This is a genomic window from Phyllobacterium sp. A18/5-2 (genome assembly GCF_025452215.1).
In the GTDB taxonomy this organism is placed as follows: Bacteria; Pseudomonadota; Alphaproteobacteria; order Rhizobiales; family Rhizobiaceae; genus Phyllobacterium; species Phyllobacterium sophorae.
Genome location: NZ_CP104966.1, coordinates 2,962,471 through 2,984,388, shown reverse-complemented (window position 1 = coordinate 2,984,388; position 21,918 = coordinate 2,962,471). Strand labels below are relative to the sequence as shown.

General features: G+C 53.9%; 19 protein-coding genes and 2 pseudogenes. 10 read left to right on the top strand and 11 right to left on the bottom strand.

What is annotated here, in order from left to right; all coding sequences use genetic code 11:
- Positions 1-133: 133 nt before the first annotated feature.
- Positions 134-1,300, bottom strand: coding sequence for a diphosphate--fructose-6-phosphate 1-phosphotransferase (locus N8E89_RS14865; protein WP_112759909.1), 1,167 nt, complete (start codon positions 1,298-1,300; stop codon positions 134-136).
- Positions 1,301-1,608: 308 nt separating this feature from the next.
- Between N8E89_RS14865 and N8E89_RS14860 the strand changes: the two genes are divergently transcribed.
- Entirely contained in the window at positions 1,609-3,018 is a 1,410-nt protein-coding gene (locus tag N8E89_RS14860; protein WP_410010315.1) for a DUF1254 domain-containing protein, read from the top strand.
- A gap of 238 nt (positions 3,019-3,256) precedes the next feature.
- The gene (locus N8E89_RS14855) at positions 3,257-5,326 is read left to right on the top strand and encodes an ATP-dependent helicase (protein WP_262260370.1); all 2,070 of its coding nucleotides are present in this window, start codon (positions 3,257-3,259) and stop codon (positions 5,324-5,326) included.
- Positions 5,327-5,429: 103 nt separating this feature from the next.
- On the opposite strand, the gene N8E89_RS14850 is transcribed toward N8E89_RS14855, so the two are convergent.
- On the bottom strand, positions 5,430-5,765 hold the full coding sequence (locus N8E89_RS14850) for a DUF427 domain-containing protein (RefSeq protein WP_112759968.1): 336 nt from the start codon (positions 5,763-5,765) through the stop codon (positions 5,430-5,432).
- 742 nt (positions 5,766-6,507) lie between these two features.
- On the opposite strand from N8E89_RS14850, the gene N8E89_RS14845 reads away from it, so the two are divergent.
- From N8E89_RS14845 to N8E89_RS29365, 3 genes are all read left to right on the top strand, one after another.
- On the top strand, positions 6,508-7,575 hold the full coding sequence (locus N8E89_RS14845) for an NAD-dependent epimerase/dehydratase family protein (protein WP_262260367.1): 1,068 nt from the start codon (positions 6,508-6,510) through the stop codon (positions 7,573-7,575).
- Between the two features lie 80 nt (positions 7,576-7,655).
- A complete protein-coding gene (locus tag N8E89_RS14840) occupies positions 7,656-7,961 on the top strand; it encodes a hypothetical protein (RefSeq protein WP_106665019.1) in 306 nt (101 codons plus the stop codon).
- Positions 7,962-8,153: 192 nt separating this feature from the next.
- Positions 8,154-8,339, top strand: coding sequence for a DUF3606 domain-containing protein (locus N8E89_RS29365; RefSeq protein ID WP_106665018.1), 186 nt, complete (start codon positions 8,154-8,156; stop codon positions 8,337-8,339).
- A gap of 128 nt (positions 8,340-8,467) precedes the next feature.
- Here the strand turns inward: N8E89_RS29365 and N8E89_RS14835 are convergent, their stop codons facing one another.
- Together N8E89_RS14835 and N8E89_RS14830 are read right to left on the bottom strand one after the other, a co-directional pair.
- Positions 8,468-8,968 carry an ion channel gene (locus tag N8E89_RS14835; RefSeq protein ID WP_262260365.1) on the bottom strand — a complete coding sequence of 167 codons (501 nt, stop codon included), beginning with the start codon at positions 8,966-8,968 and terminating at the stop codon, positions 8,468-8,470.
- 56 nt (positions 8,969-9,024) lie between these two features.
- Positions 9,025-9,735 (bottom strand): LssY C-terminal domain-containing protein, encoded by a 711-nt coding sequence (locus tag N8E89_RS14830; RefSeq protein WP_106665016.1) that lies wholly within the window; start codon positions 9,733-9,735, stop codon positions 9,025-9,027.
- Positions 9,736-10,060: 325 nt separating this feature from the next.
- Between N8E89_RS14830 and N8E89_RS14825 the strand changes: the two genes are divergently transcribed.
- The 3 genes and pseudogenes from N8E89_RS14825 to xth all read left to right on the top strand — a co-directional run bounded on the left by N8E89_RS14825 (position 10,061) and on the right by xth (position 11,587).
- A complete protein-coding gene (locus N8E89_RS14825; RefSeq protein ID WP_262260363.1) occupies positions 10,061-10,534 on the top strand; it encodes a DUF992 domain-containing protein in 474 nt (157 codons plus the stop codon).
- A 27-nt stretch (positions 10,535-10,561) separates the two neighbouring features.
- Positions 10,562-10,749 (top strand): annotated as a pseudogene (locus tag N8E89_RS14820) (transporter); the annotation flags it as partial.
- 67 nt (positions 10,750-10,816) lie between these two features.
- The gene (gene xth / locus N8E89_RS14815) at positions 10,817-11,587 is read left to right on the top strand and encodes an exodeoxyribonuclease III (protein ID WP_112759915.1); all 771 of its coding nucleotides are present in this window, start codon (positions 10,817-10,819) and stop codon (positions 11,585-11,587) included.
- A gap of 98 nt (positions 11,588-11,685) precedes the next feature.
- On the opposite strand, the pseudogene N8E89_RS29360 reads toward xth, so the two are convergent.
- Together N8E89_RS29360 and N8E89_RS14810 are read right to left on the bottom strand one after the other, a co-directional pair.
- Positions 11,686-11,742 (bottom strand): annotated as a pseudogene (locus N8E89_RS29360) (hypothetical protein); the annotation flags it as partial.
- Between the two features lie 189 nt (positions 11,743-11,931).
- The gene (locus N8E89_RS14810; RefSeq protein ID WP_262260360.1) at positions 11,932-13,665 is read right to left on the bottom strand and encodes an arylsulfatase; all 1,734 of its coding nucleotides are present in this window, start codon (positions 13,663-13,665) and stop codon (positions 11,932-11,934) included.
- Positions 13,666-14,188: 523 nt separating this feature from the next.
- Between N8E89_RS14810 and N8E89_RS14805 the strand changes: the two genes are divergently transcribed.
- Positions 14,189-14,440: a hypothetical protein gene (locus N8E89_RS14805; protein ID WP_106665012.1), complete on the top strand. Its 252-nt coding sequence runs from the start codon at positions 14,189-14,191 to the stop codon at positions 14,438-14,440.
- Positions 14,441-14,799: 359 nt separating this feature from the next.
- Here N8E89_RS14805 and N8E89_RS14800 read toward each other — a convergent pair whose 3' ends face one another.
- The 5 genes from N8E89_RS14800 to N8E89_RS14780 form a co-directional block, all read right to left on the bottom strand.
- On the bottom strand, positions 14,800-15,267 hold the full coding sequence (locus N8E89_RS14800; RefSeq protein ID WP_112759917.1) for a DUF411 domain-containing protein: 468 nt from the start codon (positions 15,265-15,267) through the stop codon (positions 14,800-14,802).
- Positions 15,268-16,527: 1,260 nt separating this feature from the next.
- Positions 16,528-16,929, bottom strand: a complete 402-nt coding sequence (locus tag N8E89_RS14795) for a nuclear transport factor 2 family protein (protein ID WP_245448822.1) — start codon at positions 16,927-16,929, stop codon at positions 16,528-16,530.
- Between the two features lie 117 nt (positions 16,930-17,046).
- Positions 17,047-17,721 carry a hypothetical protein gene (locus tag N8E89_RS14790; RefSeq protein WP_262260357.1) on the bottom strand — a complete coding sequence of 225 codons (675 nt, stop codon included), beginning with the start codon at positions 17,719-17,721 and terminating at the stop codon, positions 17,047-17,049.
- Entirely contained in the window at positions 17,714-18,559 is an 846-nt protein-coding gene (locus N8E89_RS14785; RefSeq protein WP_262260356.1) for a phage tail tip lysozyme, read from the bottom strand. The genes N8E89_RS14790 and N8E89_RS14785 overlap by 8 nt, the downstream gene beginning before the upstream one ends.
- Positions 18,560-18,980: 421 nt before the next feature.
- Positions 18,981-20,429, bottom strand: a complete 1,449-nt coding sequence (locus tag N8E89_RS14780) for a hypothetical protein (protein WP_106664982.1) — start codon at positions 20,427-20,429, stop codon at positions 18,981-18,983.
- A gap of 324 nt (positions 20,430-20,753) precedes the next feature.
- Between N8E89_RS14780 and N8E89_RS14775 the strand changes: the two genes are divergently transcribed.
- Positions 20,754-21,644, top strand: coding sequence for a hypothetical protein (locus N8E89_RS14775; protein ID WP_262260355.1), 891 nt, complete (start codon positions 20,754-20,756; stop codon positions 21,642-21,644).
- The last annotated feature ends 274 nt before the right edge of the window (positions 21,645-21,918 follow it).

Below are 21,918 nucleotides of genomic sequence, written 5' to 3'. Positions count from 1 at the left end.
GTTTGATCTAATTGAAGTCGTTCTGCGGGCTGGATTTCGTGGACAAGGCCGCGGGCGTTAGCGAGGCGGATGTTTCTCCACGACGTCGAAGCTGGAAGGATCTGCCGGGAATTCGCCCGGCAGCAAACTTGCTCTAGACAAAAGGTCTCGCAAGCTCGAAGCGTCTGGGCAACAAACGTTCCAGATATTCCCGGCAGGACGATGATACTTGATTGCCTTCCGGCAGGAGAAAGTCCGCTGGTAAATGGCGTGTCTTGCCGGCGACACTTCCAAGCGCAACCAGGCGCGGGGCTGTGACCCCGTTTTCATGCTGTAGCGCCACCGATCCGCCGCCCCTCGACGCAGCATCCACCGCAAAGACCCCGGCTTCGAATGCTTCACGCACATCGGTCGCATTCGTGGTGCTGATGTTGCCACGGGGCAGATAGCCGAATGTATCAACCCGTGCCCGTATGCCTGGCAAGCCGTCGTTGATCAGGCGCTCGATCGACATCCCCAGATCGCCGCCGGAAAGCCGGACATTGCCATGCGCATCACGCTCGAGCCGATCAGGTGGGACAAGGCCTTCGACGACCGAACGGCCATCCTCTGCAGTGACACCTTCGGACATAGCTACTATGCAGCGCCCGTGCCGGTCCATGGCCTCGCGTATATCCTCGACGAACCGCGTGGGTGAAAAGGCTCGCTCCGGGACATAAACAAGGTGGGGGCCGCTGTCCCCGTCCAACTGCCAAGCGGCAGCGGCTGCTGTCAGGAAGCCCGCATGCCTGCCCATGACAATACCCACATAGATTCCAGGCAGAGCACGAAAATCCAGATCGACACTAACAAAGGCTCCGGCAACGAATTCAGCGGCCGATATAAACCCTGGCGTATGGTCGTTTTCGACGAGGTCATTGTCGATCGTCTTGGGAGCGTGGACAAAGGCAATGTCACCTCCGCTTGCCTCGGCAAGGATCTGCTGCGTCCCGGCGGTGTCATTTCCACCGATATAGATAAACGCTGTAGCTCCGGCTTGGCGCAGGCCTTTCAGGATTGTTTCGCAATAGGCAGCATCTGGCTTGTCGCGAGTGCTTCCCAACGCGGCACTTGGCGTTGCCGCGATAGCTCGAAGCTCCTTCTCGTCCAAAGCTGAAAGGTCGACCAGATCGCCGTCGCGAATGCCGCGTACACCGTATCTTGCTCCGAGCACGCGCGAGCGCGGGTAGCGTTTGCGCGCCTCGAGGGCAGCGCCAACCAAGGTTTGGTTTATGACTGCCGTTGGCCCGCCGCCTTGTGCAATTACAAATGTTTCGGTCATTTGGCTGGCCTCCCCGGTGTGAGCTCGTTGCGCAATGTCAAACGGTAGCTTCGTTTGAATAATACCGCCAGTAGAGTCTTAAATCACTACACTGCGAAAACTTGCTTCGATTCCCATCGATGCTCACGAACCGATTAGTGAACACGCCGTCGGGTCGGCTTGTTTCGCCACCTCCCCAAATTAACAGTTACGTACTTGTCCATTCGCTCCAATACGAATTCACTGACCGAAAAGCGTAGAATGACGGTACGCACGGGAATTGTTGTTCGGTTCAATGCCCTGCCTGGCGAACGGGGGAGGACAGATTCATGACAACCATGACACGAAGACGCTTCGTAGGCGGTATTGCCCTGCTCCCGGCCCTGCATATTACGCCGGCCCGCGCACAAGCCAGCGCCAGTCCCGAGGAAGCCCGTGCGATTGCCAAGGATGCCTATATCTACGGGTTCCCGATGGTCGACAGCTACCGTATCCAGTACGGCTATTTCGTTGACACCAAGAATCCCGAATACAAGGGACCATGGAACCAGATCGTCAACATCCCCCGTGTGTACACACCGGCCGACACCGCCATTCAAACGCCCAATTCAGACACACCTTACTCATTTGTTGGCATGGATCTGCGCGCCGAACCTTTGGTGCTCACAGTACCTCCGATCGAGAAGGATCGCTATTTCAGTATCCAGCTTATCGATGCCTACACGTTCAACTTTGACTACGTCGGCAGCCGCACAACCGGCAATGATGGCGGCAGCTTCCTCGTCGCCGGGCCTGGCTGGAAAGGTGAGACACCCAAGGGCGTGAAGAAAGTTATCCGCTCGGAGACGGAGCTTGTCCTGGCTGGTTATCGCACCCAGCTTTTCAATCCCGATGATCTCGACAACGTCAAGAAGATCCAGTCCGACTACAAGGCACAGCCATTGTCGGCGTTTCTCGGCCAGCCCGCGCCTCCTGCTGCTCCCACGGTTGATTTCATCAAACCTCTGACACCGGCCGAAGTGGTAACCTCGCCCGAATTCTTCAACATTCTGAATTTTATCCTGCAGTTCTGCCCTACTGACCCGTCCGAGACCGAACTGATGGCGCGTTTCGCTAAAATTGGAGTAGGCGCCGGAAAGACCTTCGATGCCGGCTCACTCTCGACGGAAATGAAAAACGCGGTGAAGCAGGGGATGGCCGACGCTTGGGCAGACCTGGAAAATCTACGGAAGCAAGTCGATGCGGGGAAAGTGACCTCCGGTGAACTCTTCGGGACGCGCGAATACTTGAAGAACAACTACCTCTACCGCATGGCGGCGGCCAAACTCGGCATCTACGGCAATTCGAAGCAGGAAGCGATGTATCCGGTCTATGCCCTCGATGCCGATGGTGAGAAGCTAGACGGCACCAACAGATATACCGTGCACTTCGCACCGGACCAACTTCCACCGGTCAATGCCTTCTGGTCGCTGACGATGTATGATCTGCCCGCAAGCCTGCTCGTGGCCAATCCAATCAACCGCTACTTGCTCAATTCGCCGATGCTGCCACAATTCATAAAGGACTCCGATGGCGGCCTGACGTTCTATATTCAGAACGAATCGCCCGGCCCGGACAAAGAACCGAACTGGCTGCCTGCCCCCAAAGGCCGATTTTTCATTGCGATGCGCCTCTATTGGCCGAAACCTGAAGCTCTCGATGGCACGTGGAAGCAACCGCCGATGAACAAGGTGGTATAGCAAAAAAACACGGCGATCTGAATGAAATCTGTCCGAATCCGATCCGGAAGAGCGGCGTGAGCGACGGGCATAAATCCGCGCCTCGCAAACTCAGACTTGTCATCCGGTTGCTTCTGTGGAGCGGCTTATTATCTTTCACCGTTGAGTTCCCTATTTGTTCACGCGCTACAATGCGTTACTCTACGCGCGCGACTCAGCCAGGACAATGAAACCTGATCGGTTCGCGCGAAGGGGAATCATGAACGCTGCTTACTTGGAAAAACTAAACGTTGAGCAGCGACTGGCTGTCGAGTATGGAACTCACCTTCTGCCATCAACGATTGGCGGCCCGCTCCTTGTCATCGCAGGTGCAGGATCCGGCAAAACCAACACGCTCGCGCATCGTGTTGCCCATCTGATCGTCAAAGGGGCCGATCCGCGCCGTATTCTGCTGATGACGTTCTCGCGCCGCGCAGCAGGCGAAATGGCACGGCGAGTTGAGCGGATTTGCGCTCAGGTTCTAGGAGCGGATGCTGCGATCATGACCGACGCGCTAGCGTGGGCAGGTACGTTCCACGGGATCGGCGCACGTTTGCTCCGCGACTACGCCGAGCAGATCGGGCTCAATCCGGAATTCACCATCCACGACCGGGAAGACAGTGCTGACCTGATGAATCTTGTTCGCCACGAGCTCGGTTTTTCAAAGATGGAAAGCCGCTTTCCGACCAAAGGAACCTGCCTTTCCATCTATTCGCGGGCAGTCAATTCGGAATTTCCACTTGATGAACTGCTGCGGACGTCCTTTCCGTGGGTTAGCGCCTGGGAGAAGCAGCTGAGAGAGTTGTTTGGCTCCTACGTCGAGGCCAAGCAAAGCCAGAATGTCCTCGATTATGACGACCTGCTTCTTTACTGGGCCCAGACAGTGAACGATCCACTTCTGGCCGGTGACATTGGTGGAAGATGGGATCATGTGCTGGTCGACGAGTATCAGGATACCAACAGGCTGCAGTCCTCGATATTGCTGGCATTGAAGCCGGGCGGAAGGGGTTTAACCGTCGTTGGGGATGACGCTCAATCGATCTATTCCTTCCGCGCGGCGACGGTGCGCAATATCCTTGACTTTCCCGTTGCATTCAGCCCGCCCGCAGACATCATTACCCTTGATCGCAATTATCGGTCGACACAGCCCATACTCGCGGCCGCAAATGGCGTCATTGACTTGGCGCGCGAGCGTTTCACCAAGAATCTTTGGACCGAACGAGAGTCTTCCGAGCGGCCCCGTCTGGTAACAGTCAAAGATGAAACCGATCAGGCCCGATACATTGTCGAGCAAGTGCTGGAAAATCGCGAGTCAGGAACGCTCCTAAAGCAGCAGGCCGTACTGTTCAGAACCTCGCACCACAGCGGCTCCTTGGAAGTGGAACTCACACGTCGCAACATTCCTTTCGTGAAGTTCGGCGGCCTCAAGTTCCTCGACAGTGCTCATGTGAAGGACATCCTCGCCGTATTGCGATTTGCGCAAAACCCGCGTGACCGAGTGGCAGGGTTCCGTCTGATGCAACTCATTCCTGGCGTTGGCCCGTCTTCAGCGCAGCGTGTCCTTGATGCTATGGCCGAACAGCCCGATCCGCTGGGGGCACTTGCCGACATCTCTTCGCCTCCCCGCGCTGGAAACGATTGGACCGCATTGGTTGACGTCCTCAAGGCGTTGAACGGCCGTAACGCCATCTGGCCGGCCCAAATCGAACTGGTTCGAATCTGGTACGAACCGCATCTCGACCGCATTCATGAGGATGCCGAGGTTCGGAAAGCTGACCTGCTTCAACTCGAACAGATCGCGGCCGGCTATCCGTCGCGCGAGCGGTTTCTGACAGAATTGACCCTCGACCCGCCTGATGCAACCAGCGATCAGTCCGGTGTACCGCTGCTTGATGAGGATTACCTGATCCTGTCGACGATCCATTCCGCGAAGGGTCAGGAATGGAAATCGGTGTTTGTCCTCAATGCGGTGGATGGGTGCATTCCCTCCGATCTCGGTGCCGGTACGAGCGTGGAAATCGAGGAAGAGCGCCGGTTGTTGTACGTTGCGATGACACGCGCCAGAGATAGCCTGCACCTTGTCCTCCCGCAGCGGTTTTTTACTCATGGGCAAAGTGTCCAAGGGGATCGCCACGTCTACGCATCGCGAACGCGATTCATCCCTGCTACGTTGTTGCAATATTTTGAAAGTAGACCTTGGCCAGTTCTAAACGGAGATCGCTCTGAACGCCTGGATGGGCGAGACGCGCGCATCGACGTCGGAGCAAAAATGCGGGCGATGTGGCGCTAAGTGCTGCAGTATCAGGTTCGACCATCGGCTTTGAATGGTATTGCTGTCGCAGGCGCCCCTTCACCCGCCTCATTATACAGAATGGTTATCTGAGTCTCGGCGCTTACTCGAACGTTACCTTTTGAGGATCGAACGCACCGTAGCCTTGGATCGCCGCGACGCCGGGATTTGGATCTTCATAAGCCCACATCGCATCCTCCGATGCTTCGCCCTGCCCTCTGACACGCCAATAGGATGCAGTGCCCTTCCAAGGACATTGGGTCCTGGTATCAGTCTTCTCAAAGTGGACGAGATAGATGTCATCAAACGGGATATAGAGCACTGGGCCATGGTTTGGCTCAAGCAACTCCAAAGCATGGTCGGTGGACGCAATGACGACGTCGTGAAAACGAACCGTCACAGGATGCACATATGGTCTGATGGTAATGCCGCTGTCCATCTTGCTTTCCTCTTGCCATGAATGATCGTTGGTCACTTCCGCGTAAGCCGCAAGGAAGCAAATTGTTCCATCCGTCAATTGCGTAAGAACGGAATGACCGGATCGGCATGTTTCCTTGGCCGTTAGAGTTGTGGCGAGCCAAGTGAGGCAGGTAGTTCCAAAGACAAGTAATCCAGACGCGAGACAAAGAACTAGTCCTTGCGAGCAACTTTCATGCCAGGACAGCGTTCTATAATATTGGCGTTTTAGGAAGGAGGATTTGCCATGGGAGGAACTTCACAGCACTATGTCCGGCGAATGCCAACTGCACCGGACCACATCGTCGATGCGATCCATAAACATGTCCCGAAGACCAAGCACGGACCGGAGACCTTGTCCGAAGTGTTGAAACGATCGAAAGGCGCATATTCGATCGGCAGGAACAAACCTACTAAAGGAAAAGGGATAAAGGTGTAGGCGAGAATCGGGATGCACGTTGATGCAGATGTTTCGGCCTTGGCCGTGATACTGGCAGATAGACCTTGCTCTTACGCAAAATGTGGCGCTCAATACGCTGATCCACTGTCGCAGTTGCCGGACCTTTCTCAGGATTAGGGCCGAACGCGCATTGGAATTTTTCGCCCCCGGGGGAGAGCGGCATTTTCTAGATTGATGGCGGCCAGATCATTGGAAGGGCCTGATAGAAAGATGTCTGAGACCTCGTCTCAACCACCCTGAAGCACCGGCCGTCCGGCGTACCCGTATGGCGCAGGGTCCGTTAGCGAGTGTTGTACTTGTGACGGGGGCTTCGGGTTTCATCGGTGCGGAACTGGTCACCTATCTGAAGGCCAGCGGATATCAAGTGATTGTCGCCACCCGACATCCGGAAAGATTTGCCCGCAAGGGTATGAAATCGGTTCGTCTTCCTTCGCCGGATGAGGCCCTGGACGCCTTTCGGCCAATTATCGAACAGGTCAACCATGTTGTGCACCTGGCAGCCATCCACAATCCACAGTTTGCCGTTTCCGCTGACACCTATCATTCCGTAAATTGTGTATTGGCGGCCAAACTGGCGAGGGCATCCTATAAACCATTGTCGGGCAAATTTGTCTTCGTCTCGACGATCCGTGCGCAGTGCGGGAATACTCACGAGGGTATTGCGCTGGAAAGCGATGCGCCGCAACCGACCGATGACTATGGACGCGCCAAGCTCGCAGCCGAACATGAAGTTGCTGGAGCACTGTCCCGTGGGAATTACACCATTTTGCGGCCGGTTCTTGTCTATGGCGCCGGTATGAAGAATAACATGACCACGCTCCTGAAACTCGCAGCCTTGCCGCTTCCGTTGCCGCTGAACTCACTGGCAGGCAAACGATCGCTGCTTGATCGCGGCGCCCTTTGCCGGGCGATTATTCATTGCCTGGATGACGCCGAGACCGATGGCGGTACATTCATCGTCTCGGATAAGACTCCACTATCCGTGCCAGAGATAGTCGCCGCAGCGCGGCGCGGTCTGGGCCGCAATCCCAATTTGTTTTCCTGCCCGCGCTGGATATTGAATGTTGCGGCACAAATGGCGGGTCAGAGGGACCGCCTGAAAAGATTGAATAGCGATCTTGTTGCAAGTTCGGAGAAATTGCAGATGGCGGGCTGGGAAGCCGTGGACAACCCCGCACGACGAATTGAAGAACTGTGCGGAGCGAACCGTGATGTGACTGAGCCGAAGCCTTGGCTCTATTCGCGGCATTTTTGTTCGTTAATTGCACTATCCCTAGCACGAGCGGCCGCTTCGGAATTAGTCCAATTTCCCCACGTCGTTGAGATATTTTGAACGACTTGATGTTGCAGCCGTTACATTGGATCGAACTGCGTTTTCGAGCGTTGCAGCATAATTCAACCGGAGGAATAGCCATGCATGCCGCCAATCTGCAACTTGAAGGTCTCTGTCTCGCGATCGCTTCCATTAACCGTTTGCTGGTTGCAAAGGGCGTCGTAACACAAGAGGAGTTGGACAACGCGTTCGAGAAAGCAGAAAGCACTGCACGTGGCGACAATCGGTTTGCGGGGAACATGTCGTCTGCAAATCGAGATGCTGTGTGCTTTCCCATAAGGGTTCTTCAAATCGCCAACGATACCGGTGCGGAGACACCATGGTCATTTTCAGAACTTGCTAAACTCGTCGCAGGGACGAAAGAGCCCTACGACAAACGACGCTAGAACGCTAGAAATCCCCGATGCACCTTCGTAACAGCTACCCCCCGGCGAGGAACTCTAGGGCGTCGTAAGCCCGTAATATCGCCGACGCGGTTCACGGCGCGAGCGCTCAATGGGCAAATCCGCCATTCCGTATGGAACGAAAACCGCTGAACACAGTTTTGCTCGCTAGCCAGCAAATTGAGGAGTGGTCAAATGTCAGACGACAAATCAAAAATGGACAATCGGGATCGCTCGAAAGTCTCGTCCAGCGAGGACTATGAGGTTCAATACCTCATGACCAAATACGACATAAGCAGAAATCGAGCTGTTCAGCTAATCGAAAAACATGGAGGCAGCCGCAGGAAAATAGAGAGCGAATTGGAGGCCGTTAACATCTAGTATTTGGTGGATTGATTGCTTGGCGAGACGCGCCCTTGGGTGATAGCAATTCGCGAAGGTACCGGCCAATCACCAGATTAGGCCGCTATCATGAGCATCGTCGTGACCGGACGCGCGACCAAAGAGGGTTATGGCCCGGCGTCCGTCTTGTCAGATGTGCGGCCCTTCTGTCCCTTGGCCCGAACTCTGTCGAGCTTGCCAAATTCGGTCATGATGCTTACCAGGACGCTCCCTGTCCAACCGAATGTGAACAAGCCTGACATTGCTATGATTGGTCCAATCAGACGCCATCGATCAGGAAGGTTAATGTTGCCTTGTCCGAGCGTCGTATAGCTCTGGAGGACATAATAGTAGCTGTCACGCAGGGAGGGGATGAATCCCCTGACGTAAATAGGGATAGCCCAAATGAGGGTTTCGGCGAAATGTAATACCGTCAGAGAAGCAATCGTCAGGGTGAGCAACAGGTTCAGCCGCCAATGCGGGGTCGTACTGTTCACACGGATCCATGACTTGCTGAAACGCTGATTGATTGCACGGATCCCTGCGCCGCGTACGAAAATAACAACAATCAATATAACGGTGCCAACAGCAATTTCCAGAACAGGTTCAGGCGCTGAAAGATCGTTCATTGTGTTATCCAAATCTATCGCAAAAAGGAGCGCGACGGTATTTCAAGCACTCATCATCACGGGACCGCAGCTTGACGAAGCACCCCGACAAGCGCTTCGCCATCTGTGAAATAGGGATCACCGCCTCCATTCCGGCCTGTTCTGGTAGCTCCAATGCCCCTAATCTCATAAGTTGACGAAAGTTGCCCGGCTTTCAGAAGATCACTGATCACAAGATCTCGCTCGGCGTCAATATTCGGGCCAATATGATGGGTAATTTCGCCCGTATCGTGACTCAAGCCAACGCCGCGATCAAAGCTGGCAGAACCCAGCCAAAGCGGCCGGCCATCAGCACCGGTCTTTTTGGTGAGCCAGAAGCGGACGTGGTTGCGCCGGTCGGCGCTTTTACCAACCGGTTTTTCGAAAGCAAGATCCTGTTTTCTACCATCGAACAGGAGGGCGCTTACGGGCGCATCCAGATCCGGCCGGTCGAGCACGACACTCAATCCAATGTCGATCGACGTTCGCAGCGTAATTTTATCGGCAGGATCCCAACTTGCGGCCGCGAACCCCCGGATCACCTCTTCCTTCGAACCGACAAGGCCAACATTGATTGGATCGCCGGGAATATCCTGCTCGGTGGTCGTGACCATTTTTCCAAAGTCAGCACGTCCGGCGTCACGCAAAATCCAAATCTCGGGAACCACGAAATAGGCAATCAAAAAATACGTGATCAACAGTGCAATTAGCCCGCTCACCGCCATGCGGAATTTCGTGCGACGGCGCATTGGAGTCCACTCCCCTTCCCATCGGAAATCGCAGGTCGTTATAGTCCTTCCACCCCGAAATTTCCCATTTGCATATACATGCTCCGGCAGCCCCATACCGTCGGCGTCGCATCCAATCCAGCGCCGCCATTTCAGTTTCACCCGCGGTGCTTATTCGTCCAGCATAACACGGCGTCGAACGCGGCCATATCGAGCACTTATACCGGAACCGCATTTTGCATTCAGAATAGCTGCCGCTGTAACTGTTACGTACTTCACACTGACAGCCATTATGAAGAGCCTGTCGATATCGCCGGAAACACGCAGAAGAAACGAAGGAGATACGATGGTAACTTTCCTCCATAAGGTATGCCTCGGCTGTGCCGTTGCGCTAATCCCCTTCAGTGCAAACGCGCAGTCTACTCAGATCGGCACATTGTCGTGCGATGTGTCCAAGGGCATAGGCATGTTCGTAGTCGAGAAGCAGAAGCTAACCTGTACCTTCAAACAGGACAAGGGAGGCAAAGCCGACAACTACACCGGGTCAATCGACCAATATGGGGTGGCGCTCGGCGAGGTTGCATCGGGACACCTCATCTGGGGCGTCATAGCTGCAACCAGCGGTCTGCCGGCGGGTGCGCTCGCCGGAAAATATAGCGGAATTGGTGCAAACGCCTCCGTCGGACCCGGGGCAGGCGCAAACATTCTGGTGGGCGGTACAGGGCGGGCGTTTTCACTGCAGCCCATTTCGGTGGAGGGCCAAGAGGGTATAAACATTGCTGGCGGGATCACGACTGTAACTTTGAGTGCTACGCCCTGACGGCGAGGCAACATTACGGCAACTGGTCTGATCAGGTATCTTGTGCCGCTCGCAGGACCTAGACCTGTGCGGGCCCAGCAATCCAGCGAGACACTGTCGAAGGAACTCTCAAATCCAAACGCATCTCTCATCAGCTGCTATTCCAAGGCAACTATGATTGCGGCCACGGGCCAGGTGATGGCAGTAAATATACCATCAACATTCAACCGGTCATTTGACCTTGAATGACGACTGGAACTTCATACTCGGACAATCGCGCCTGGCCAGGAAAGAGCACTGTCAGTGAAAATCGCAACGTACAACATCAACAACATCAACAAACGTCTATCGAATTTACTTCGCTGGCTCGAAGCAAGAGAACCCGATGTTGTCTGTCTGCAGGAACTCAAATGTACCGACGTCATGTTTCCATCCAAGCAACTCAGTGCCATTGGCTACGAGGCGGTGTGGAAGGGACAGAAATCATGGAACGGGGTCGCGATCCTTGCCAAGGAACGAGAGCCCGTCTTGACACGTGACAGCCTGCCGGGAGATCCCGATGATATCCAAAGCCGCTACATCGAAGCGGCAATCAATGGAATCCTCATCGCATCGATTTATCTGCCCAATGGAAATCCGCAGCCTGGCCCGAAATTTAACTACAAACTTGCCTGGTTCGAACGCTTGCGCAGCCATGCATCTGACCTTTGGAAGATGGATGTTCCCGCCGTGCTCGCTGGTGACCTAAATGTCGTTCCGACCGACTTCGACATCTATAATACCCGCTCGTGGCTGAACAATGCTCTATTGCAACCGGAGAGCCGGTCAGCGTTCGAAAAGCTTTTGCAGCAGGGATGGATTGACGCGGTGCGCGAATTGCATCCTGATGAGCCAATGTATTCTTTCTGGCACTACATGCGGAATTCGTGGGAACGAGATGCCGGACTACGCCTGGATATCCTTCTCTTGAGTAAAGCAGCATCGAAACGATTGCGGTCCGCTGGGGTTGACCGGGATGTGCGCGGACACGCGAACGCAAGCGACCACGCGCCGACTTGGGCGGAATTAGATTAACCGAAAAGCGAGAATTGGGCAGGCGGCCGGGCTCCCATGGATCGTCGTTTCATTGAAGAAAGCACACTTTGTATGGCTGGCCGGTCCTCGGCAACGCCCTACTGAAGGCGCAAGGCTGCCATGAAACCTTGCCCCGGGTTCGTCTTGATCCAGTTTGCCTCTGCCTTTCCTGCTGGCTGCTCCGGCCCGAAGTAAAGGTAGAGCCATCGGCATTCGCCTCCACCTTGCTCATGGAATTGATCGGCGGCAAATGCAGACGATAAGTTTTGTCACCGACCAGATAATCTCCATCGGCATCCGGCTTTCGCCGGGCCTGCCCACCTTTCCCGCATGCGAGACCGGTTTCAGTTTGCCGAACCAGTCTCACGTCTCCTCGCGTCTTTCAGATCGTCTATAATTTCTTCCATGATCGTCGCAGGCACAAAGCTTGGCGGGAATGACCGCGGCGGAAACTCCTTGAACGTCGCTACAAACCCGAAAACCTCGTCCATCGCGCCGTAGACCTGTCCTACATGATTGATTTGCCAGTCCCAGAAAGTGTTGGACGTGATGTCAGCCCGCTCGAACGGATCCTGAAACAGATTGTAGGTCTTCTGCAGGCGCAACTTGGTGAAAGGCTCCGCCCACACCCCCATCGTCCCGGCGAGGCGCTGCTCCGCATACACGTACTTGTAATCCCCCTTGCGCATGGCCACCAACAAGCCGTCATCATCGGCATAGAAGAACTTGTCGCGGGCGCTTTTTATCGCGTTGTTTTCGCCCACCGTGCCACTAACTGTGCGCAAAAATTCGGACTGGTCGTACCCGTCAAGGTGCACCTTGTAGTCGGTGCCGTTGGCAGAATACCCGGATTTCAGCTTGTTTACGATGTCCGGCTCCCCGGCAATGGCAGCGAGCGTGGGAATCCAGTCGTTATGGCTCATGAGTTCGTTGGTTATTGTTCCCGGTGCAATCACACCTGGCCAGCGCACGAGGCATGGGACGCGGAATGCGCCTTCCCAGTTCGTATTCTTTTCGGAACGGAACCAGGTCATGGCCCCGTCCGGCCAGGTATTCATGTGGGGGCCATTATCGCTGGTGTAGACGACGATCGTGTTGTCGGCGATCCCCATCTCCTCCAGCGCCTTGAGAAGTCCGCCGATAGTGTCGTCATGCTCAAGCATGCCGTCGACGTATTCGCTGTCACCATGAGTGTAACGGCCGCGATGTTCGGGTCTGACGTGCGTGCGCAGGTGCATGCGTGTCGAATTGAACCAGCAGAAGAAGGGTTTGCTGGCTGCCTGTTGCCGCTTCATGAAGTCAATAGCAGCGGCCGATGTCTCGTCATCGATCGTCTCCATACGCTTCTTGGTGAGCGGACCAGTATCCTCGATGGTCTGTTTGCCGATCTTTCCGAAGCGCGGATCGACCGTGGCGTCGTCCGTCTCCGTTGCCTTGCACTTGAGGACGCCGCGTGGACCAAACTTGGCGAGGTAGGCCGGATCTTTCGGGTAGTCCGGCAGTTCCGGCTCTTCTTCAGCGTTGAGATGGTAAAGGTTGCCGAAGAATTCATCGAAGCCATTGACCGTCGGCAGCGTGTCATTGCGGTCACCGACATGGTTCTTGCCAAATTGCCCCGTGGCGTAACCAAGATTCTTCAGCAAGCCGCCAATGGAAGGGTCCTTCTGGCTCATCCCCATGGGCGCGCCGGGAAAGCCTACTTTGGTCAGCCCGGTGCGAATGCCGTGTTGGCCGGTGAGAAACGCGGCTCGTCCCGCGGTACAGGACTGCTCGCCATAGTAGTGAAGGAACATGATGCCTTCGCGGCCGATGCGGTCGATGTTCGGCGTGGAATAGCCCATGAGCCCGTGGGAGTAAGCACTGATGTTGGAAATGCCGATATCATCGCCGAATATGACGAGGATGTTCGGTTTGCCACCCGGGGCAGCGGGTTGCTGCTGTGCCTTCGCGGTCTTCACCGAGGCAACTGACGCAATAACTGATGCCGCCGCCAGGGCTGTGCCGCCGAGCAGCAGTCCGCGGCGGTTCACGGTGTGCGAACTGTCAGTGGCGGTGGATCTCTCGTTGCTGTCGCTCATGCCGCACTCCTGTCAAAACGGGAACATGGAAGCAGGTAATTTCAACCCGTGCGCGAAGCCAAGTACGTTACGGTAACAGAACGGCCGTTACGCAAGGCCAGGAGCTGGTTTTTCAATAGAGGGTGAGCACGACCTCTTGCTGCGGCGCTCGGAAACATCTGACAAGTCTCAACAAGCACGCTCTATTACGGTTCACGGCTTTTGGAGATCGGCGTCCTGCAGGGCGTAAGCCATCGGCGTTGATTACGCCTACGACGCAGCCAAATGCATATTGGAGCGATGCCCAGACGGGGCGGACGGTCCTGAGCTCACAAACTGCAAGGAAATTCTTGTAATGTGCTAACCGCTGTCCGCGACAACAGTTCGGACAGAGAAAACACAAGCGGCGGAATTTGCTCGGAAAATGGGAACGGATTGACTCTGACTGTCCGCTGGACGACAATTCTTGGGTCGCCGGCATCTTTGGCCACTGGCGCTTGAGAGATGGAACGTGCTCCCGCCGTAGTTATTTGGGGAGAACATCATGCTTCATCTCATCACTCAGCACACTTATACCTCCGAACAATGGGACCTCATGCATCGCGCCCATGTCAAGGCATCTGGAATGCTTGGTCGGTGTTCCCTCACCCATGAACATGCAAATCGTCTCGCGCGCACCGTGATGAAGCTTTTCGACCAGGGACTACGCGATGATCTGATCATCGCTGCCAAAGCCGCGGAGCAGGAAATGACGGTGACTCGCATCGCAAGCGAGCGTGACAGCAGCGCATCCTGACCAATGGCTGAAAAACAGAAACAGCGGCAAAATGACTGGCCCTATCGCTGGTACAGTCCAGTGTTTTTAGTTGCCATTGCGATAGCGTGGGCGCTTGGCTGGATGCTTCACTGATGGGCGGATCATCCGAAAGGCTTGCGCTCGAGCGGAACGGATACGATTTCGGCGCGTTGTGAGGGATCGACAAATCATTGAATTAAGATTGCGTATCCATGACGACGCTTCAGGCCGATGTATTTTCGAGCGGTGTTGTTTATCCATTAGCGGCCATGGTTCTGATCGTAATGGTGTGGCTATTTTTCATAGTGCGGCGTCGGATGCGATAAACCTCGGACAGTGGCGGTCACCGCCGCCGATGCTTAGTTCTGGGGTCTGACCTCGTAATAAACTGATGTCTTCTGCTCGGGGCCCTTGGCGACGGCGTAGACATCGTAGCTGGCGTTCGGATCGCTCCCCATGCCGAGCGATCCCTCAGGCATGCCTGGCACCGCCAATCCGGCAAGGTCGGGCCGCTCATAAAGCAGTTTTGCCACCGCCTCCAGTGGCACATGCCCGTCCAGAAAATAGCTGCCGACGACCGCCGTATGGCAGCCCTCGACTGCAGCCGGCACGCCAAACCGCTTCTTGACGGCTGGCAAATCCTCGGTATCCACCCGTTCGACCTTGAAGCCGGCGTTTTCCATAGCCTTGGACCAGAGGGTACAACATCCGCAGTTTGGATTCTTGTAAACAGTCATTGACCAATGCTGCTCCGCGCCTGCCTTTTCCGCGGTCAGCGCAACCGCAATCGCCAGCATGCCCGTAGATATGAATTCACGTCTTTTCATCAGATTGTCCTTCCATCACCCCTTCTTGTCAGGCTGCATCGGCAAATCTTTGCGCCACTGCTCGTTGGGTCTCCGAAATCAGGAGTACTTTGCATCATCTTGTTGCAGCTTTCCATCCTCTGGCTCATCTGATGCATCATCACGCGTGCCGTCCGCGTCTCTCTTGGCGGGGGCATACGATAACGCAAAAAGCCTAGGATGGATTTGACAAGGATGTGATTGGCCACTCTGTCCGGCGGCGGACAGAGCCACAACTTCAGGTTTTTTCCGGTATTGTTTACGTCGCTGATTTCCAGGTCAGCGGGCCTTTAATGCTCCGATATTCAAGGCCGAAGATTGACGGTGGGATGTGATCTCACCGTCTTTTTTGAGCTAAGCGATTTTACTGTTCGTTGCCCAAGGCCACAAGAATGACAATAGCTCCAGCCCGGGCCTTTGGTCATCACTCGAATTGCCGACATCGCGATTTATTGTTACCCGGCAGAAATCGTTGCACATTTCAGATGTGCACATTTCCCCGGTAAGTGGCATGGGGCTCGGATAAGTACCGAGCCTCTTTTTTTAAAGCCCAGCCAGGAGTCGGTGTTGTGCACTAGGCGCAACGCAATGATGTCGCTTAGCCAAAAGGCTTTGGGAATTGGGGGACAGCGTAGATGCGAGACGACTTAAACGACAATAGTGGCGGGCCAACGAATGACTGGTCCTTTCTCATCTACGGCGTTGTGTTTTTGGTAGGCGTGGCTATCGCTTTGGGTGTCGGGTCGTTCTTCAGCTGACATGCAATTCACCGCCGGGTCTCGATCAACTCATCAACCGAAATCATAAGACATCAGGTTTTCGTCGGCGGTCGAGTCGGAGCGTGATTGACCAATTGCACCGAAGGGATCATTGTAGCCGTTCCTTTCCCAAAAGGCGCAGAGAGGCTCGACGGTCTGCCACTGTCATCGGTTGCACTTCGCCGGGCCTCACCTGTGAAGTAAACCATTCGACAAATGCACGGTGCCAAGTCCCCCACATGATCTCCAAGATCGGTGGTTCGGGCTTTTTTAACCACCGGAACTTTATCCACCTACACGTGTTGCCCGGAAACTGGTATCCGTCATCAGTGAAGTCTCACCGTGATTACTGGCGAGTAGGTACGGCGAAACTTCGAGGCTTGGTCCGTTGCTCTAAATCGGGCCAAGCCTCAATTTCTCAGAAAAGTACATCCTCCAACGAATTTTGATAAGGTCACACACCTCGAACCTAAAACCCAAAACGCTAGTTGATGGGGTTTTGGCGGAAAAGTTCGCCAACCAGCCAACTGTCCAGATATGCTCGCACTTCCACGATCCGGTTACCGGTGAAGCGGCAAACCCAACAGTAGCGGTTGTCGAACCGCATGCCATTCTGCGCCCTGGCCATTGAGCGCAGCTCGACAATAGCCCAATCGCCGTCCATCAGCACGTTCTCCACGGTGAGCTCTGTGCCTCTGGGTAGGACCTTGCCGAGTTTGGTAAACGTCCCGGCCAGAAAGTCTTGTTTTGATTTGTAGTGACCCGCAAGGGGATGCGTCCCCTCGACCGTCCAGTCAACATCGTCCGCGACCTGCTCGAAAAATTTCGCACCATCACCGTGTTCCAAATGGGCGAACAGCGCCGTCACTTCCTGCTTGTTCATCATGGTACCCTCCCCTCAGCAAGATTGCGGCAATGGCGTGGCCGTCGCAAAACATTAACATCGGTGACAAATCCATACGGACAAATTTGGCGGCTTATATTAGCAGCATACATAAACAATCTATGAAAGAGGTCCGAACCAAATCTCGAAGTGATATGGCCGTATACTCTCAGAATTTCCGTAACGGTCGCTCAAATCCACAAGCGCAGAGGAAATGCCTATACCGGCAAGGAAAGTAACAAGCTTGCTGCCGAAGTCGTTGCATTCTGCTGTCTTAAAGCAGCGAACCTCTGTTCTTGTCCGGGCCTGCTTGACGAATTGGATCCCCGGTACGACAACTGACTGAGAGTTAAAGGTCGGGCCGTGATTCTGGAGCAGATCCTCCGTCTGCTTGGCGCGAGCCCGATCCGCTTCGCGGCTGATCTGAAAATACACCCTGACTGGTAGTGTGGCCAAAACCTGGGTAAGTTTCTTTGCTACGACCCGGTTTGATGAGGCAATCTCAGTTGCACCGTTGTTTGCGGTGTCGCGCAGTTGTGGATCGCCGTTGGAATTGGCGGAAGCGACAATGGAAGTATACAAATCCGGTGGGATCTGACCCGATTTCAGATAAGTTCCGGCCAACACCACACCCGCCATCGCTGTTCGTGGTTCTTGCGCAAACGCAAGATCAACGACCAGTTTGGCATCGTCATTCTGTTGCCTGAAGGCTCCGAACTGATAGCTTGTGTAGGCGGCTATCAGGGCGAGAGCTACTTTGAAAAGAATATCGACGGTTGATACCAATCTATCCATGGAACGCCTCCCTATATGCCTTGAGAGCGCGATTGGCCCATAGAAGTCGTCCTGCTAGGTTGGGAACTCCCGGCCGCTCAAATTTCTGCATGAAGGCTTTTACCGATTCCTCCAAACTCTTGGCTCTTTTCAACTGCGCGAGCGCGGCGGCTTCCGACGACCCCAACTCCTTGCTGAGGAAGCCATAGTTGGCCGCGTCGGAACGGAAATCAAGGCCATGCTCCATCGCATACTTCTCAAATGCCCTGCGCCGTGGACCGGTCCATTGGCACCATCCCCAACCGCCACGAGGCGGTTTTGTGCCGCGTTCCTGAAACTGCCGGAAGCCGTCGCACTCAAGGCCGATATTTCCCAATATGCCGCAGGCCTGATTTTCAGTCAGCCCGAAATCAGTAATCAACCCACGCGCGATATGGGGAGCCTTCATTTCGAACGTAGCACCCGAGGATCCGCCCGACGGCCTTTCATCGGACAAAACTGGCGGGGGTGCTGCTTCAGGTGGGGAAACGCGTTCTTCTATTCGCTTCGCTGCCTGTTCCGTGACAAGCGCCTTGTTGACAATATCTTTGTCCTTGGAGCCAACGGAGGAGCCGAAATGGAAGCCGATCACAGTAGCAAACGCAGCAGACATGGCGCCGAGAGCGATGTTGAAGACTTGGTTCTCATTCAAGTCCAAATTGGGGTCCATGAGGCGGTAGACAAAGAAAAGAAAGCCAATCGTAATAACCAGAGAAAGCGTCGGGTTTATCCATGCGCCGGCACCTCCCGCTTTTGACATGTCCGCGTAGAAGGTTCTGGCATCGCCTGTACTCTTCAGTTCCTCCCGGAACCGGTTCAATGCATCTTCACGTTCGCGAGCAGCTTCTGCAATGTTCTCTTTCAGAACATCGAGTTCAACTTGCCGCTTCTGTTCGTCGGCGCGATTTTGTTCTTTCGTTGCCTCCAAGGCAATGTCAGCCAGCCGCTTCTGTAAGTCCGCCTTCACAACAGGATCTGCTTCAAGCTTCTTCTGGGCTGCCTTGTCGTCTTCGGTTTGTGTCACGTCTTAACTGCATTTGTGACTCTTCCGGCAAACGTTCCAGCCTCATCTCCGGCAATCAGCCGGACCAGGTCCGGAAATAGCCCGAAGGCTACTAAAAGTAACGGATTCATCTCTTTGCCCCCCAGCTCCGAAAGTTGTTGTTCTTCTTCTTTCTCTTGCTACCGTTGCATCCATCACGATGACAAAAATGAAAATAATTCCACAAATTCAAATGGATCTAAGCCACTCGCTTTGCTTTGCTAAGCCCGTACCTGGCGTATGCTTCGACTGCGACAAAAGAAATGCTCGCAACTATGACGTTCATCGTCACGACACAGATCATGAAGTCTGGCGAGAAGCCGTTGAACTGGAATTTCAACCGTGCGAATGCGTAGAATGATGAAACCAGAATAGTCGATAGGACGAGAGCCAACCACGCAAATAGTTTGCTATTTAATATTCCTGGCTTGCCAGAGTTCTCAAGAAACATCAATATTATTACGCATATGAAGCACGATATTAACGAATGAAGGATGTTAAACGGCAATCTTCTAACAAAAAAACTTAATACATCTCCATCCGATACTTTCGAAAAGTAACCGTAATCGAATAGTGCTTGCAGATAATCATACACAACAACAAGTACAATCACCGATATTATGAGTTCTGGATATCGTTCGAACTTCTGGCTGCGCGAATTGCTTTTCATCATTAGCATCAGCCCGATCGCACAGAAGATAGGAATTGAGTGAGCCAGCAAGTACTGACCGGACGTAGCAAGGTCCGCTGGCCAGTAGATTGCGCTCGCAGAGCCAATGGTACTCTCTACAATGGGCTTGCTCATTGGAACCGCGAACCATAGCAATGTAAGGCAAACGATAAAAACCAAGGCACTCAGAGCCAGATTGCGATAGGGATAGCGGGGTCCTGGAATTGGAACGTCTAGGTCCGCCGCCAGTTCGTCGAGCGCCTTTCCACCAGTCTCTCGAACAGCAGCAATCGCCGCTGCGTATACAAGTTGCTCGATGATATGCTGTAGTTCTCTGGTAGAGCCACTTTTGATATCATCAAGAACGTCAGTCTCGTCCAGCTTCATCCTCCTGATCTGATACTCGTAAAAAACCAAATCAGCATATTTGTCTATCTTTGCTTTCCAGCGGGCGCTCAAAAGCTGCCTGATCACCATGTACAATTGTTCTTTGTTGTCTTCGGTCTTAGCAATAATTTCTTCGGAGAACGTTGCGGCGGTATCAATGACTTTCCGCGGAACGCCAATCCAGAAGTGAAAAAAGTTCTTCTGAAAATCGCCCAGAGCCGCAAACCCGGGTATCGCGGATTGCGTCAAACCCATGAATGCAGCAGCAATGTAAAGTGGATATGGGACCTTGTTGACAAAATCAGCTGTGTTTACAGGTGATTTTGTAACCTCGAACCACCCTCGAAGAACAGTCGGGGAAGCGGCGCAGAGGAGTGTGTAGCCAACGAAGGTTGCAAGAAGAAACACAATCAGACTGCTGACATAAGCATTCTTTCCAGCGAAATCACTGGCACGGAGATTGGGTATGACTGATGAACGCTCCGTAACCGAAGGGTCTACCAGGTTTAGTTCTCGAAATTTCCCGCACTGATAAGCAGATAACACTACGAGTCCGAACCAGAATTCGGTCGAGTTAAAGAGAGCGAACATGACAAGTCACTCCCTCATTTAGGACAATTACCAGCAGGACATTCCTGCGCATACGCAACAGAAAATTGTGGCAGTACTATTGCAACTGATATTGCTAATGCTACTATGCCATACACTCCAATACTTTTAATTTTCTTACGCATGGAACTTGCCCCCTATAGTTAACTGAACATCATACCATTTTTATTCTTTCAAAAAATAGACCTATACGGGTTACTCCAATTGGAGTAGCCAAGTTTTGTTTGGTGACATGTCGGTCGCGTAGCATAATATTTGCGCGACTAAGTACGTTAGAAGTCACACTGCATAAGTCTGGGGGCCGTAATGAAAGACAAACCCAAAAAAGGTCGTAAATCCGACAAATCCATCACTCCCCAAAATACTCTCGAGGGGCATGCTAGGAAGAACAAAAGGGCTGAGAGTGCACGAATAGATGTAGCGAGCAGCTATGTCGTGGGGATTGACCAGGCGGATATCGCGTCTTTGTCCTGTCTGCGCCATGCAAGCCGCTTGTTGGGGCAGCACCCAGCTTTCTGGGGCAGGTACTTTAAAGGCCCCGGCAACACGTCAAGGATACAATACCAAGCCAGGGCGGAGAATAGCTTCTTCTACTCCAACTATATTCGCGTCCTTCCGATCGCTCGTCAGACCAATGAAGTTTCAGGAACTGAACGAGAGGGATTTATGGCTGGGCAACGAAATGCTGCAGCGATTCTTGCAGCGTTTGGTGCCATGCATTTGTCGAATATGTCAGATGGCATATGCGTGTTTCTCGATGTCGAGAATGATCCGACGCTTTCCAAAGAATACTACACTGGCTGGGCTGCGGGTCTCGTCCTTGGCGGGCAGTCAAGCATGATCGATTTCGGAGATGAGATCAGATTGCTCCGAATAGATCCAAACACGCACGTGAGGTTTCTACCATGTGTTTACGCTCATCATAATGCCCGAGCCACCTGGCGGGCGCTTGGAAAAGCGATTGATGACGGCGCTGAGTGTTACGGTTCCTGGGTTGTATACATGGATGCTGATCGGTTTCCGATATGGCCTTGGCGAGCTGAATTTACTTCACCTGAAATGCCTCCTACGGTACCTGTCGTGGCCTGTCAGAGAATATTAGACCATGTTGAAGACGGCCAATCGATAGATTTCAATTTGGCAAATCCAAGCCATCACAGCTGGCTATTGCCGCGGCTCGTATTGCCCGCACCCTAGAGCATGCGGCCAGGTACGGATCGGCAACTGTCAAGCCTGATGTCAGGAATCCAAAATGGACGTTGGCGGCCGACTGATGTCAAAATGACCCCTGCGCCGGCCCGAAGATTGCGCTACCCCTCCGTCTGCGAATGCAGTAGCATCCGTCATACGTTCTGGATTGAACGGTCTTCAACAGCGGGGGTTGTGCGGACGTTCGGATCATCATCATCATCGGCGATATCTGCCCGGCACTTGCGCTATCGGCCAGAGTTGATTCATGTCTTCGGCTGAT

Bases quoted from the DNA above. Each gene is read 5' to 3' on its own strand.
- N8E89_RS14865 (WP_112759909.1), bottom strand. From the start codon at position 1,300: ATGACCGAAACATTTGTAATTGCACAAGGCGGCGGGCCAACGGCAGTC.
- N8E89_RS14830 (WP_106665016.1), bottom strand. From the start codon at position 9,735: ATGCGCCGTCGCACGAAATTCCGCATGGCGGTGAGCGGGCTAATTGCA.
- N8E89_RS14795 (WP_245448822.1), bottom strand. From the start codon at position 16,929: ATGATGAACAAGCAGGAAGTGACGGCGCTGTTCGCCCATTTGGAACAC.
- N8E89_RS14805 (WP_106665012.1), top strand. From the start codon at position 14,189: ATGCTTCATCTCATCACTCAGCACACTTATACCTCCGAACAATGGGAC.
- N8E89_RS14850 (WP_112759968.1), bottom strand. From the start codon at position 5,765: ATGGACAGCGGCATTACCATCAGACCATATGTGCATCCTGTGACGGTT.
- N8E89_RS29365 (WP_106665018.1), top strand. From the start codon at position 8,154: ATGTCAGACGACAAATCAAAAATGGACAATCGGGATCGCTCGAAAGTC.
- N8E89_RS14860 (WP_410010315.1), top strand. From the start codon at position 1,609: ATGACAACCATGACACGAAGACGCTTCGTAGGCGGTATTGCCCTGCTC.
- N8E89_RS14845 (WP_262260367.1), top strand. From the start codon at position 6,508: ATGGCGCAGGGTCCGTTAGCGAGTGTTGTACTTGTGACGGGGGCTTCG.
- N8E89_RS14835 (WP_262260365.1), bottom strand. From the start codon at position 8,968: ATGAACGATCTTTCAGCGCCTGAACCTGTTCTGGAAATTGCTGTTGGC.
- N8E89_RS14855 (WP_262260370.1), top strand. From the start codon at position 3,257: ATGAACGCTGCTTACTTGGAAAAACTAAACGTTGAGCAGCGACTGGCT.
- N8E89_RS14790 (WP_262260357.1), bottom strand. From the start codon at position 17,721: ATGGATAGATTGGTATCAACCGTCGATATTCTTTTCAAAGTAGCTCTC.
- N8E89_RS14780 (WP_106664982.1), bottom strand. From the start codon at position 20,429: ATGTTCGCTCTCTTTAACTCGACCGAATTCTGGTTCGGACTCGTAGTG.
- N8E89_RS14825 (WP_262260363.1), top strand. From the start codon at position 10,061: ATGGTAACTTTCCTCCATAAGGTATGCCTCGGCTGTGCCGTTGCGCTA.
- N8E89_RS14800 (WP_112759917.1), bottom strand. From the start codon at position 15,267: ATGAAAAGACGTGAATTCATATCTACGGGCATGCTGGCGATTGCGGTT.
- N8E89_RS14810 (WP_262260360.1), bottom strand. From the start codon at position 13,665: ATGAGCGACAGCAACGAGAGATCCACCGCCACTGACAGTTCGCACACC.
- N8E89_RS14840 (WP_106665019.1), top strand. From the start codon at position 7,656: ATGCATGCCGCCAATCTGCAACTTGAAGGTCTCTGTCTCGCGATCGCT.
- N8E89_RS14775 (WP_262260355.1), top strand. From the start codon at position 20,754: ATGAAAGACAAACCCAAAAAAGGTCGTAAATCCGACAAATCCATCACT.